The organism is Bacillus cereus group sp. N31 (assembly GCF_016483245.1).
In the GTDB taxonomy this organism is placed as follows: Bacteria; Bacillota; Bacilli; order Bacillales; family Bacillaceae_G; genus Bacillus_A; species Bacillus_A toyonensis.
The window spans coordinates 45,802-58,649 of sequence record NZ_JAEHCH010000001.1 but is presented as its reverse complement, the minus strand read 5'-3'; the positions used below and the strand labels follow the sequence as shown (position 1 = coordinate 58,649).

The window sequence follows — 12,848 nt, the reverse complement described above, 5'->3', positions numbered from 1 at the left end:
ACATTGATTCATAAAAAAATATACAATGCTAGAAACTTGAAAACAGCGAAAGGCACTTTAATTATTGAAGGTCCTGTCTCTACCCATAATCTTGAAATGTATGAATTCCATCCAGATTTAATTGCGTTTCGTCCTGCCGAGCAGCAGTATAAAGCAATTGTCGAAATTTCTAAATTACCTGAAGCCCGTCTCATTATTGCTAGACATGACCAAACGATTGTTGGATATGTTACATACTTGTATCCTGATCCGCTCGAACGATGGTCAGAAGGAAAAATGGAAAACTTAATTGAGCTCGGGGCAATTGAAGTCGTCCCAGCCTTCCGTGGGTGCTCTGTCGGAAAGAACTTATTAGAAGTGTCTATGATGGACGATTATATGGAAGATTACATTATATTGACGACTGAATATTATTGGCACTGGGATTTAAAACAAACAGGTTTAAATGTTTGGGAGTACCGAAAAGTAATGGAAAAGATGATGAATGCTGGTGGTTTACAATGGATGGCTACAGATGATCCTGAAATTTGTTCACATCCTGCCAACTGTTTAATGGTCCGCATCGGTAATCGCGTCGATACGGATTCTATTCAAGCATTTGACCGTCTACGTTTTCACAATCGTTTTATGTATTAATGAAGGGGGCAACTGGAATGATTGTAGAAGAAATTATGAATCAAAATGTAGTTACACTACATCCAAACGATACAATCGAAACAGCAATCCGAACGATACGTACGAAAGGCATTCGGCACATTCCAATTGTCGATCAACACAACCATGTCGTAGGCATTATTTCTGATCGGGATGTAAGAGATGCAAGTCCGTCTATTTTAGATGAACAAGTTTCACTCGATATGCTACAGCAACCACTTGAACTTATTATGAAACATCCTGTTATGACTTGCCATCCTCTCGATTTCGTTGAGGAAATTGCTACTTTATTTTTTGAAAATAAAATTGGCTGTCTCCCTGTTACAAAGGCTGGAAAGTTAGTTGGAATTATTTCTGAATCTACTGTACTGCACACGTTAGTAAAATTAACAGGAGCACATCAACCAAGTTCGCAAATTGAAATTCAAGTAAAAAACGAACCTGGTATTCTTGGAAAAGTCGTTGCTATTTTTAGTGATTTACAAATCAATATCGTGAGCGTTCTCGTCTACCCAGCAAAAGATGAGAATGATAAAGTACTCGTTTTCCGCATTCAAACGATGAATCCTCTAAAAGTGATTGATGCACTTGAAGCAGAAGGCTACCGCGTATTATGGCCAAACATCATGGGGATGCAAGCATGAGTAGCGCGTTTATTTATTCGGATGACTTTCGGGGCTATTCATTTAGCCCTGATCATCCTTTTAACCAACTGCGCGTCACACTTACGTATGATTTATTACAAAAGGGCGGTTTCATCTCTCCCTCTCAAATCATCTCACCACGGATGGCTACAGATGAAGAGATTGCCTACGTTCATACAGAGGAGTACATAAATGCGGTAAAACGTGCTGGAGAAGGAAAGTTAGAAAAATCAATTGCGATGACATATGGACTCGGAACAGAAGATACACCGATGTTCCCAAATATGCACGAAGCAAGCGCACTGCTCGTTGGCGGTACGTTAACAGCTGTCGATGCTGTTCTTTCTGGAAAAGTAAAACACGCACTTAATTTAGGCGGCGGCTTACATCACGGCTTCCGTGGCAAGGCATCTGGTTTTTGTATTTATAACGATAGTTCTATCGCAATGAAATACATTCAAAAGAAATACGGTTTACGTGTTTTATATATTGATACTGATGCCCATCACGGCGATGGTGTACAATGGTCATTTTACGATGATCCTAACGTATGCACCATTTCATTACACGAGACCGGACGTTATTTATTCCCTGGAACTGGCGCTGTAAATGAACGTGGACAAGGCAATGGCTATAGTTATTCTTTTAACGTTCCACTCGACGCTTTTACAGAAGACGAATCGTTTCTAGAATCTTATCGAACTGTCGTAAAAGAAGTTGCCGCATACTTTAAGCCGGATATTATTTTAACGCAAAACGGAGCCGATGCACATTATTACGATCCACTTACACACCTTTGTGCAACGATGAATATTTACCGTGAAATACCGAAGCTCGCTCGCGAAATCGCTAATGAATATTGCAACGGTCGCTGGATCGCTGTCGGCGGTGGTGGCTATGACCACTGGCGCGTCGTCCCAAGAGCGTGGGCACTCATTTGGCTCGAAATGAACAACATCCAAAACATCTCAGGTTATCTTCCTCCAGAATGGATTGACGCTTGGAAAGGACAAGCAGAAACAGAACTTCCCCTCACATGGGAAGATCCAGACAACATGTATAAACCTATCCCCCGTAAACCAGAAATTGAAGAAAAGAATGCATTAACTGTAGCGAAATCCCTTGAAATTATTCGGAATAATATGACAAAATCTTTGTACTAAACGAAAAGGAGGCTCGTTTTTTAATAGCCTCCTTTTATTTATTGTCGATTTCTGTCAGTAAGTCGATATATTTTAATAATCGCTGATATATTTCGAGTTGCGCCGATATATTCTGATAATCGCTGATATATTTCGAGTTGCGCCGATATATTCTAATAATCGCTGATATATTTTCATTTCATAACAGCCTGGCCCAACTTTTATGAGAAAAGGTCGTGATATTATGTGGAAACGACAAATGCTCCGCACGAAACGTGGTACATTTGAACTCTTTATAAAAGGGAATGGTGAACCGCTTTGTGTTACACACCATTATTCACAATTTAATGAAACTGGTGATTACTTTGCGGATGTTTTTACTGCTACGCATCGTGTATTTCTCATTAATTTACGAGATGCCGGTAGCTCTGTAACCGCCCAGTCAGAAAACGAATTAAGCATGATTGAAACAATCCACGACTTAGAAGCAATACGAGAAGCATCACAACTTCCAACATGGCATTTCGCCGGTCATTCAACAGGTGGTATGCTTGGACTTTTGTATGCGATTACATATCCGAATTCCTTACAATCATTAGTCGTAGCAGGAGCTGCAGCAAGTAACTATGCCGAAACACCATTTTGCATTTATCATCCAGAACATCCACAGTTTCATTATATGCAAGAGCTCATCGAAAACTTAAAAAGCCCTTACCTTACAAGTGAAGAACGGAAAGAACTATCTACTAAGAGAACAAAATTATCATTGTATAAACCAGAAAACTATAACTTTTATTTTTGTAGACCGATCAAAAAAACAATGTCCACCAGCCGGATGAACGCTTTCGCTCATGAATATTCTTCATTTGATTTAAGAGAGTCTTTACCTTCTATTAAAACAAAGACACTTATTATGTGCGGACGACACGATGTGCAGTGCCCAATTCAATATTCTATCGAGATGCATGAGGGTATACGTAATTCTATCTTTATTCCATTTGAGGACAGTAACCATTATCCTTTTTTAGAAGAGGCTATCCACTTTATTTCTATCACACAAGAATTTTACAAAACGTTATAACAGGAAAAATCCAGTTTTGAGTTCAGTTACTATTAAAAAAATCTAAATAAATAACATATGAATTCACAGACTAATGTACTAATAAAAGCTCAAAGTCTCTATATGACTTTGAGCTTTATTTTTTAGAAGAAAAACTTCATACTATAATAAAATAAAAGATAAAAAGAAAAAAGGACTAAACCTAAATCAATAAATACTGACTTTTTATCTCCTTCTTTTACGCTGATTGTAATACCAAACATACTTCTAACCATCCAAAAAGCCACCAAAAATAATCCACCTAAATGGTCATTTGTATAATCTTTATCATAAAACATTTGTATTGCACCAATAATTAATAAAATAAGTATGATATTAGTCCCAATCTTTAAAGCCTTGTTTGATTTAATATTCTTTCATACATCCCCCAAAACCTAACACTTCCTCTCAAACCATCCTGCGTTTTATTTCTCTTTATATTTTAACACGAATTACCTAATATTCCCTTTCAAATTCAAATCATAAGTGTAATACACTATTACGCATATAAAAAACCTGTCAACACTTTGACAGGTTTACTACACATTAAAACGATAACCAGCTCCCCATACCGTTTCAATATATTGCGGGTGGGCAGGATCTCTTTCAATTTTTTCACGTAACTTTCTAATGTGAACGACAACAGTAGCTAAATCGCCAGCAGAATCTAATCCCCAAATGCGTTCAAATAACTGTTCTTTATTTAATACTTGGTTTGGGTGCGTTACAAAGAATGTTAATAAATCAAATTCCTTCGTTGTAAACGCGATTTCTTCATTGTTTATAAAAACTTTCCTCGCTCGTTGATCGATAGAGATTCCATGAATATATAACGTATCACGTTGCTTACTTACATTTCCTGATAATCTTTCATAACGAGAAATATGTGCCTTTACCCTTGCAACTAATTCACTTGGGCTAAACGGTTTCGTTATATAATCATCCGCTCCTAATCCGAGTCCACGAATTTTATCTATATCTTCTTTTTTAGCTGAAACAAGTAAAATCGGAATATCTTTTATAGCACGTATTTGTTTACAAATTTCGAATCCGTTCATTTTCGGAAGCATAATATCTAAAATAATTAAATCATAGTCTTCTTGCAAGGCCATTTGTAAGCCTATTTCTCCAGAATGCTCTACATCAACTTGAAAATCACTAATTTCTAAATAATCTCGCTGTAATTCTGCAATACTTACTTCATCTTCTATTAGTAAGATTCTTTTCAATTTACTCACCACATTTCTCTACTTTTTCCAATGAGAAGAAAATGCTTGTGCCTTCTCTAGGCTCGCTTTCCGCCCAAATTTCCCCGCCATGTTCTTCCACAATTTGCTTCGCAATCGCTAAACCAAGTCCACTTCCACCTGTGCTAGAGTTTCGAGATTGCTCTGCACGATAAAACCGTTCAAAAATATAAGGAAGTGTATCAGATTCTATACCTGATCCATTGTCCATCACTTTCACAATAACTTTATCGTTATCACTCGATACTGTTACAGCAATTTTTTTCTCTTCTTTATCCATGTATTTCACACTATTATGAATTAAATTTGATATCACTCTATTTATCTTTTCGCAATCAGCCGTTACATATAGTGGTGATGGATGTAATTGTAAGTACACTTCTATACCTTCTTCACTTAAATCCATCTGCATCTCTTCTATTAATTCCTGCATAAACATATTTAATTCAACCGTTTCAAACTGGAATGGGACTCGATTCAAATCGAGCTTCGAAAATAAAAATAGTTCATCAATGAGTGTATCCATATGTTTTGCTTTCGTATGAATCGTTGTTAAATACTTATCCATTTTTTCCGGGGTATTTGCTACCCCGTCCTTTATTCCTTCCACATATCCGATAATAGATGTAATCGGTGTTTTCAAATCATGGGAAATGTTTGAAATGAGCTCTTTTCGATTTTCTTCATACTGCGTTTGTACTTCAATCGACTCTTTTAACTTCTTCCTCATTTCCTCAAACCCTTGATTCAATTGACCTATTTCATCATGCGATGTAACTGGAATTTGAAATTCTAAATTCCCTTCTTTAATTCTCTCCGTCGCATCTTTCAATACAAAGATTGGTTTTATCACACTTTTTGAGACGAAATAGCTTACTAACCCAATGAGCAAAATGGCTAACAGTAAAAGTGCTACGAACAAAATCGGAAATAATTTTTGTGTAAGATCTACAAACGAACTTTGCTTTTTTAGTACAAATATACTCCCTTCTTCATTATTTTGAAAAGAAAAATCAAATTTTACATACCGATAAAATGTATCGCCTAGTTCCGTTGTACCACGACTATTAATATTTGCTGCTTCAAATTTCGGAAGGGCTTCTGTTACAGTCGAACTTTCAAAACCCTTTGTAGCATAAGAAATGGTTTCTCCCTTTCTTACAACTATTTTCACACCTTCTTTTTCAAGTGATGCAACGAACGATTCATCTAATAGTTGATATTGATGTTGCTTTGCCGCTCCTTTCAATTCAAGATACGCATTCTCTTCTTCTGGAGTCAGCGGCTTTTGAATATAAGAACTTTTATAAAAATTTTTCACTGCTTCCAAGTCACCTGTTATGGAAAATACAATTAAAAATCCCGCAACTAAAATAAGCGTAATGGAGACGAGAATAACAGCGATATAAGAAAATAAAAATCTTGTTTTAATAGACATCATTTACATCCTCACTTTATCACGCTATTTGTGGGCAGTAAGACTTCCACCTCAAAATTCGGTTAAAACAAAAAGTTAGATGAAAGTCGGGCTACCCGTAAACGCCCGATTGATTCAACTTTCATATTCATAAGCATAAAAATATATGTTCAATTACTCAAGCGATTTTATAGTAATTTTAGCGTCAGTTTATAAAAATTTAATGTTCTTATTTTACAGTTGAAATTAGGAGGTTGAAATTCCATGTTCAAAAAAACATTAAGCATGATATGTTGTGTAATTTTTTTACAAGGATGCTCGCAAGAACAAGAAGTAAAAAAGGAGATGACAAACATGGAGACTGCACTACTAGCAGCTACTGAAAAAAACGAAACGAACACTGTTATATCTTTATTAAAACAAGGAGCAAATATAAATGCAACGGATAGTCAAGGACGCACCCCGCTTATGATTGCCACATACAAAAATGATATAAAGACCGCGAAAGCTCTTATCGATGCTGGCGCCGATGTAAATATCCAAGATAATATAAAAAACAATCCATTTCTATACGCTGGTGCGGATCCAGCGCTTACGAATCGTTACGGTGGAACAGCTCTTATCCCAGCCTCAGAACATGGCTATATTACTGTTATAAAAGAACTCCTCACGCGAACAAATATCGATGTAAACCATGTCAATAATCTCGGATGGACAGCTTTAATGGAAGCTATCGTACTAAGTAACGGCGATGAAACACAACAACAAGTCATTCGCCTGCTCATTGAACACGGCGCAGATGTAAACATTCCCGATAATGATGGTGTCACCCCACTAGAGCATGCTCGTGCTCATAATTTTGAAGAGATAGAGAAGATTCTAGTAGAAGGACGTAAGTAAAAAGCTAACTTTTGCCTTCCTCCCCCACCCTATGCTACATTTAACCCGTTACATCAATATTGATAGGGTGGGAATACAAATGAATAAACCTAAAATTGGGATGATTGGACTTGGAAGTATTGCACAAAAGGCATATCTTCCAACACTTACGAAAGAATTAGATTGGCATTTTGTTGGGGCATTTACACCTAACGCGGAAAAAAGAAAACAAATTTGTCAGCAATACCGTATTCAAGACTTTCATTCTATTGAAACGTTAGCTTCAGAATGTGATGCAGTTTTCGTTCATAGTTCCACTGCTACACATTATGAAATCGTTTCTGAACTTCTGAAAAAAGGAATCGATGTTTATGTAGATAAGCCGTTAGCAGCTACAGTAGAACAAGCTGAAAAACTAGTCGAATTGAGCGAAAAATACAATCGAAAATTAATGGTCGGATTTAACCGCCGCTTCGTTCCTATGTACGTTGCTGCAAAAGAACAGGCTAATGCTATTTCATGGATTCGAATTGAAAAACACCGTACAAATAAAGTGGGGCCAAATACGTACGACTTTACTATGTTAGATGATTATTTACATATTGTAGATACTGCTCGCTGGTTAGCTAATGATGACCTTAACGTCGTTCATAATATGATGCAAATAAATGAGAAAAATGAACTTCTTTACGGCCATCATACATATACAACAACAAACGGACTATTACTTTCAACAGCAATGCACCGCCATGCTGGTACAAATTTAGAACAAATTGAACTTGTAACAGCAGGAAAAATCATTCGCGTAAAAAATATGAATACATTTGAAATCGAACAGGAAAATTCCGTTTCACAAAGCGGTTCTCCCTCATGGGAAACGACGTTAAAGCAGCGTGGTTTTGAAGATGCTGTTCATCATTTTATTGAATGTGTACACGGAGATACGAAGCCTGTTGTAGATGGATTAGAAGGATTAAAAACGCAACAAATGCTACAAACTCTACTTGACAAAGTAAATAAAATTTAAAACGGATACATTTTTCAGAATTTACTTTCATTCCCATTTCCCCTTTATTTCTCTCGTAAATTTCTATAGAATATGTTGATAGGAATTATAAATTTCATAATGAAACGTGGAAAGGATGGGATTAACACATGTGGAACGAGTTTAAAAAGTTCGCTTTCAAAGGGAATGTAATTGATTTAGCTGTCGGGGTTGTAATCGGTGCTGCATTCGGTAAAATCGTTAGTTCTTTAGTAAAAGATATCATCACACCATTACTTGGTATGGTATTAGGTGGCGTTGACTTTACAGATTTAAAAATCACATTTGGTAAGTCATCTATTATGTATGGTAACTTCATCCAAACAATTTTTGACTTCTTAATTATTGCAGCTGCTATCTTTATGTTTGTTAAAGTATTCAACAAACTAACTTCTAAAAGAGAAGAAGAAAAAACAGAAGAAATTCCAGAACCAACAAAAGAAGAAGAACTTCTTGGCGAAATTCGCGACTTATTAAAACAACAAAATTCTTCTAAAGATAGAGCATAATTGAACGGATAAAAAGGCATGCCCCTCTCGGGACATGCCTTTTTTATATGTTATAACGTTTCCGAATTCATATGAATAAATAAAATAATACCAGCAACCATAAGTACCATAATACTACCTGCAAATAGTGTAATACCGATGAACATTAAACTTGTGCTCATGTCCACTGATACACTTTCAGTAAAAATAGAAATTACATACGTGATAAGGGCAATTCCTGCAAGAATACTTCCTGGAACAAATCGCTTTAAGCCATTTTGTTTTAACGTCATATATGCAAAAAAAGCAGTCGTGCAAAGCGTAATTATCCAAAGAATGATCATCTTTTCTCCCCCCTCACAAACCTTTTCTTTCTATTATACATGACATTGCCCTATAATAGTTGAATTTGCACTTATGTGACATATAACAAGGGATCCTATTCTATATTATAGCCTAGAATAACATTGCAGGAAGAAAATCAATTTCCGTTACAAATAAATGGTTGTTTTTCCCTTTTATTGATATAATTGTTATATAGAAATATTCTTTGTAAGGGAGTGTTCATACTGATATGGATTTCACTAATCGTATTAGCCTATTTCATCATTCTCGTCCCAATACAGTATAACTACATTAAGATGTTCAAAGAAAAACAGCAAAAAATGAATGTCGCACAAAATGTCTTATGAAGAATCCCAAGTACATTACCATTATCAAAGTAACGTATTTACAATACCAGCTTCACTTGTAGCAAGTATTGTTTATAAAGTGAAACATTCGGCATAAGGATATTTCCCAAATGTACGCTGTAAAATTATTGTTTGAATCTGTTCATTCAGGTGAGCCTAATCCTAGTAAGATAGATGAGCATTATGAAGAGAATCACGATACGCTTTTTGAAGAAAGTATCATTCTCGTTAAAGCGAACAGTTTAGAGGAAGCTCATGATCTAGGGAAAAAGATCGCTATACAATCAGAAAATACGTACGATAATGTATACGATCAACAAGTAACATGGAAGTTTCAAAAAGCACTTCATGTTTTTGAGTTAGATGAAACGCCATTTGAGACAGGAAAAGAATTGTACGCAAGATTTTTACACGTTAAGAAAAATGAAACTGTAGATACAGTAGTTAAAAAATACTATCCTGAATACGAATAAAAGCTCACAGCAATCGCTGTGAGCTTTTTTATACTTACTTCGTTGAATTTCTAAATTGGATACGGTGAGGTAAGATAACAGTGTGATCTTCCACTTTTTCTTTGTTCATATACTTTGTTAATAAACGCATTGCTACTGCACCGATATCATACATTGGCTGTACAACTGTTGAAAGCTGCGGGCGTACCATTAGTGCAAGGCGTGTATTATCAAAGCCAAGTACTTCTATATCAGTTGGTACGTTTAATCCAGCATCTTGAGCTGCGTGGATTACACCTAGTGCCATTTCATCAGAAGATACGAAGATAGCTGTTGGCTTTTCATCCATGCTCCAAAGCTTTTCGAATGCTTCGATACCTGAATCATATGTGTAATCTCCATCGATTACAAGATTTTCATCATATGAAATACTTGCTTCTTCTAAAGCTTTTTTATAACCTTGTAACTTTTTAGCGCTTCCCGCTTTATCAATGAAAGGACCAGAGACGAAACCGATACGTTTATATCCTTGCTCAATAAAGTGCTTCATTGCATCGTAAGCTGCTTGTGTATAATCAATATTTACTGATGGCGTTTCATTTTGCTCATCAAATGATGCTGCTAATACAATCGGTACTGGAGACTTTTTAAATTCTTCAATGTGAATGTCTGTAATATCTTCACCCATGAAAACAATTCCGTCTACTTGTTTTCCAAGCATCGTATTTAATAAATGGAACTCTTTCTCTTTGTTTTGGTCAGAGTTACTTAAAATGATGTTATATTTGTACATTGTTGCGATATCTTCAATTCCACGAGCAAGTTCTGCATAAAACGTATTTGAGATATCAGGAATAATAACACCCACTGTAGTTGTCTTCTTACTTGCTAGTCCACGTGCTACCGCATTTGGGCGGTATCCTAAACGATCAATTGCTTCTAATACTTTCTTTCTTGTTGTAGGCTTTACATTTGGGTTACCGTTCACAACGCGAGATACGGTAGCCATTGAAACGTTCGCTTCGCGCGCTACATCATAGATTGTTACGTTCATCTCATCGCACACTCCTTCTATTTTTGTTATCTATTTTTATGTATCGGTTACTTGAATGAAAAAAAGACATCAACTCTATTTGCAGATGCCACCAATCGTCCCGAGTTCTTCCTTTTACTAATGATACGATAAAAACGCAGGCTCATACAATATTTTCCCGCAAAAGTTTCGAAAAAATTCGCTTCTTTTCTCGTATTTTCGTATTTTTTATGAAAAAAAGGGTATTTTTTGTAAAAATATAGATGTTTCATAAGTAGAAACCTTATTTTAAACCGTACGATAGTAAATGAAATTGATATGAGCGATTTTTCAAATATATTGACCACACCTCAAATTATATCGGCGATTATCCGCATATTTCGACCACAACTCAAATTATATGAGCGATTTTTCGCATATATCGATTGCAACTCAAATTATATGAGCAATTTTTTAAACATATCGATTTACCAACAAAAATCGAACACAACAGGCACTATATAATAGAGAGGAAACTGTTCCAAAATGTTTTTTGGAATGCTTATTTCTTTTTTGTGATTTACTTCCAAATACTTTTAATTCTTTCATAAAATCATTGAACTGTGAGATATTCATTTGCTGCGCTACATCTGCACCAATTGCCATCGCTGCTTTTGCAGCTGGTGGCAGAAGGTCACGTTGCCCTGTAGAATGCGTAACATCGACAACGATAGGTAAATGTGTTTCTTTCTTTAAAATCGATACAGCGGAGATATTAAGCGTATTACACGTCGCTCTTTCATACGTGCGAATACCTTGTTCGCATAAAGACAACTTATTATAGCTGGTACACATACAATTATCACACGATATACCGCAATGAATTACTATAAAAAAACATCGAACATTTTCACTCACAATAAAAAAAGACAGTTTAAAACTGTCTTTTTTTACAAGAAGGAAACAAACGGTTTATCGCTGTTTTTCTCTTTTACAATAACTGCCTCGATTTTACTCTCGGACTTTATTTGTAATTGTACTTTCGCATCTTTAGGCAATTTCTCTAACATACCTTGAGCAGCCATTTGAGTAAGAGCCATTAATTCTGTTTTACCATTATATTTAATAACAATATTCATATTTAATGTATCCATTTGATTTTTCTTATAAGTAACTTTAGCATTAACTGGGATAAAATCTCCAGGAGAAAACTCTTTTATTGCCTTACCAAATTCACTTATTTTTGTATTATCTTCTCCATGTGCTTGTGTAAATTCATCAGAAGGATATGAATACGCTTTTTCATCGATTGTATTCCAACTTCCAAGGTTCGTATCATTCTTTTGAACAGTAGCACTAGCAATATACGTACCATTTTTTAACGAACTTGTACTTTCTTGTTTGAAAATAGCAAACGTAATTGGAGATTTGTTATATTTATCATTTTTATTAATAGCTTCTATAAGTTGTTTAGCAACTTCAGTACCTTTAGAAATGGCTTCTTCATTTGATACACTTGTAGACATAGATAAACCAATCATGACACCAGATAAACTTAATTCATTTGAATTCTGTTTCCCGAAATAGTCTTGTTCTATAATATTCGTTAAAACTGGTGCTTCTACTTTCGCGACTAGTTCATCAATTAACTTCTCTGGAATATACTGATTTAATTGTAATACGTGATTTTCTGTATCAAATTGTTGCATTGCAATATTCATTAAACCATTTTCATACTCTGCTAAATCTAATTTAGAATTTGTTTTTATATTAGCTGTATTAATAACCTTTTGTTCTTTTAAAGGAATAACAGTTCTATAATAATCTTTAGAAACAGCAGTTCTCGGAATCATACTTTTTTCTTTTGTATCTTTTTGTATAACTTCATCCTTCTTGCTAATCGTATTATTACTACAAGCTCCCAGTAATAAGCTTACGACTGCGAAGGATAATGCCATTTTCTTCATTACTTAAAACCCACTTTCAACAATCTAATTATTTAGTTTGAACTATTCATAGTGTACCATTAAATATATTTCAACAAAAACAAAAAAAAGAAGCAAGCACCTTTAGCTTG

The 12,848-nt window shown here is 35.3% G+C and carries 14 protein-coding genes and 2 pseudogenes; 9 read left to right on the top strand and 7 right to left on the bottom strand.

Going from position 1 to position 12,848, the window contains the following annotated elements; translation table 11 throughout:
• Positions 1-3 precede the first annotated feature (3 nt).
• The 4 genes from acuA (at position 4) to JDS81_RS00320 (ending at position 3,521) form a co-directional block, all read left to right on the top strand.
• Complete coding sequence (gene acuA / locus JDS81_RS00335) at positions 4-636, top strand: acetoin utilization protein acetyltransferase AcuA (RefSeq protein WP_000581385.1); 633 nt, start codon at positions 4-6, stop codon at positions 634-636.
• A gap of 17 nt (positions 637-653) precedes the next feature.
• Positions 654-1,298 (top strand): acetoin utilization AcuB family protein, encoded by a 645-nt coding sequence (locus tag JDS81_RS00330; RefSeq protein ID WP_000634576.1) that lies wholly within the window; start codon positions 654-656, stop codon positions 1,296-1,298.
• A complete protein-coding gene (gene acuC, locus JDS81_RS00325) occupies positions 1,295-2,461 on the top strand; it encodes an acetoin utilization protein AcuC (RefSeq protein WP_097952241.1) in 1,167 nt (388 codons plus the stop codon). The genes JDS81_RS00330 and acuC overlap by 4 nt, the downstream gene beginning before the upstream one ends.
• Before the next feature lie 202 nt (positions 2,462-2,663).
• On the top strand, positions 2,664-3,521 hold the full coding sequence (locus JDS81_RS00320; protein ID WP_142311453.1) for an alpha/beta fold hydrolase: 858 nt from the start codon (positions 2,664-2,666) through the stop codon (positions 3,519-3,521).
• A gap of 122 nt (positions 3,522-3,643) precedes the next feature.
• On the opposite strand, the gene JDS81_RS00315 is transcribed toward JDS81_RS00320, so the two are convergent.
• The 3 genes from JDS81_RS00315 to JDS81_RS00305 form a co-directional block, all read right to left on the bottom strand.
• The gene (locus tag JDS81_RS00315; RefSeq protein ID WP_033665756.1) at positions 3,644-3,910 is read right to left on the bottom strand and encodes a hypothetical protein; all 267 of its coding nucleotides are present in this window, start codon (positions 3,908-3,910) and stop codon (positions 3,644-3,646) included.
• A 168-nt stretch (positions 3,911-4,078) separates the two neighbouring features.
• The gene (locus JDS81_RS00310) at positions 4,079-4,768 is read right to left on the bottom strand and encodes a response regulator transcription factor (protein ID WP_002039721.1); all 690 of its coding nucleotides are present in this window, start codon (positions 4,766-4,768) and stop codon (positions 4,079-4,081) included.
• A 1-nt stretch (position 4,769) separates the two neighbouring features.
• Positions 4,770-6,224 (bottom strand): sensor histidine kinase, encoded by a 1,455-nt coding sequence (locus JDS81_RS00305; protein ID WP_000023853.1) that lies wholly within the window; start codon positions 6,222-6,224, stop codon positions 4,770-4,772.
• 243 nt (positions 6,225-6,467) lie between these two features.
• Between JDS81_RS00305 and JDS81_RS00300 the strand changes: the two genes are divergently transcribed.
• The 3 genes from JDS81_RS00300 (at position 6,468) to mscL (ending at position 8,636) form a co-directional block, all read left to right on the top strand.
• Positions 6,468-7,103: an ankyrin repeat domain-containing protein gene (locus JDS81_RS00300; protein ID WP_199688492.1), complete on the top strand. Its 636-nt coding sequence runs from the start codon at positions 6,468-6,470 to the stop codon at positions 7,101-7,103.
• Between the two features lie 79 nt (positions 7,104-7,182).
• A complete protein-coding gene (locus JDS81_RS00295; protein WP_097952239.1) occupies positions 7,183-8,109 on the top strand; it encodes a Gfo/Idh/MocA family protein in 927 nt (308 codons plus the stop codon).
• Between the two features lie 128 nt (positions 8,110-8,237).
• Complete coding sequence (mscL, locus tag JDS81_RS00290; protein ID WP_000267005.1) at positions 8,238-8,636, top strand: large-conductance mechanosensitive channel protein MscL; 399 nt, start codon at positions 8,238-8,240, stop codon at positions 8,634-8,636.
• A gap of 50 nt (positions 8,637-8,686) precedes the next feature.
• Here mscL and JDS81_RS00285 read toward each other — a convergent pair whose 3' ends face one another.
• On the bottom strand, positions 8,687-8,959 hold the full coding sequence (locus JDS81_RS00285; protein WP_000585028.1) for a DUF3917 domain-containing protein: 273 nt from the start codon (positions 8,957-8,959) through the stop codon (positions 8,687-8,689).
• Positions 8,960-9,184: 225 nt separating this feature from the next.
• Here JDS81_RS00285 and JDS81_RS00280 point away from each other — a divergent pair.
• Positions 9,185-9,404: pseudogene (locus JDS81_RS00280) on the top strand (DUF3949 domain-containing protein).
• Between the two features lie 13 nt (positions 9,405-9,417).
• On the top strand, positions 9,418-9,780 hold the full coding sequence (locus JDS81_RS00275) for a DUF4288 domain-containing protein (protein ID WP_097952238.1): 363 nt from the start codon (positions 9,418-9,420) through the stop codon (positions 9,778-9,780).
• 34 nt (positions 9,781-9,814) lie between these two features.
• On the opposite strand, the gene ccpA is transcribed toward JDS81_RS00275, so the two are convergent.
• The 3 genes and pseudogenes from ccpA to JDS81_RS00260 form a co-directional block, all read right to left on the bottom strand.
• Positions 9,815-10,813: a catabolite control protein A gene (gene ccpA, locus JDS81_RS00270; RefSeq protein WP_097952237.1), complete on the bottom strand. Its 999-nt coding sequence runs from the start codon at positions 10,811-10,813 to the stop codon at positions 9,815-9,817.
• Between the two features lie 537 nt (positions 10,814-11,350).
• Positions 11,351-11,626: pseudogene (locus JDS81_RS00265) on the bottom strand (bifunctional 3-deoxy-7-phosphoheptulonate synthase/chorismate mutase); the annotation flags it as partial.
• 95 nt (positions 11,627-11,721) lie between these two features.
• Positions 11,722-12,738, bottom strand: coding sequence for a CamS family sex pheromone protein (locus JDS81_RS00260; RefSeq protein WP_000738035.1), 1,017 nt, complete (start codon positions 12,736-12,738; stop codon positions 11,722-11,724).
• Between the last annotated feature and the right edge of the window lie 110 nt (positions 12,739-12,848).

Coding starts and splice junctions, on each gene's coding strand:
- JDS81_RS00330 (WP_000634576.1), top strand. CDS start 654: ATGATTGTAGAAGAAATTATGAATCAAAATGTAGTTACACTACATCCA.
- acuC (WP_097952241.1), top strand. CDS start 1,295: ATGAGTAGCGCGTTTATTTATTCGGATGACTTTCGGGGCTATTCATTT.
- JDS81_RS00320 (WP_142311453.1), top strand. CDS start 2,664: ATGAGAAAAGGTCGTGATATTATGTGGAAACGACAAATGCTCCGCACG.
- JDS81_RS00305 (WP_000023853.1), bottom strand. CDS start 6,224: ATGTCTATTAAAACAAGATTTTTATTTTCTTATATCGCTGTTATTCTC.
- JDS81_RS00300 (WP_199688492.1), top strand. CDS start 6,468: ATGTTCAAAAAAACATTAAGCATGATATGTTGTGTAATTTTTTTACAA.
- JDS81_RS00295 (WP_097952239.1), top strand. CDS start 7,183: ATGAATAAACCTAAAATTGGGATGATTGGACTTGGAAGTATTGCACAA.
- mscL (WP_000267005.1), top strand. CDS start 8,238: ATGTGGAACGAGTTTAAAAAGTTCGCTTTCAAAGGGAATGTAATTGAT.
- JDS81_RS00285 (WP_000585028.1), bottom strand. CDS start 8,959: ATGATCATTCTTTGGATAATTACGCTTTGCACGACTGCTTTTTTTGCA.
- JDS81_RS00275 (WP_097952238.1), top strand. CDS start 9,418: ATGTACGCTGTAAAATTATTGTTTGAATCTGTTCATTCAGGTGAGCCT.
- ccpA (WP_097952237.1), bottom strand. CDS start 10,813: ATGAACGTAACAATCTATGATGTAGCGCGCGAAGCGAACGTTTCAATG.
- JDS81_RS00260 (WP_000738035.1), bottom strand. CDS start 12,738: ATGAAGAAAATGGCATTATCCTTCGCAGTCGTAAGCTTATTACTGGGA.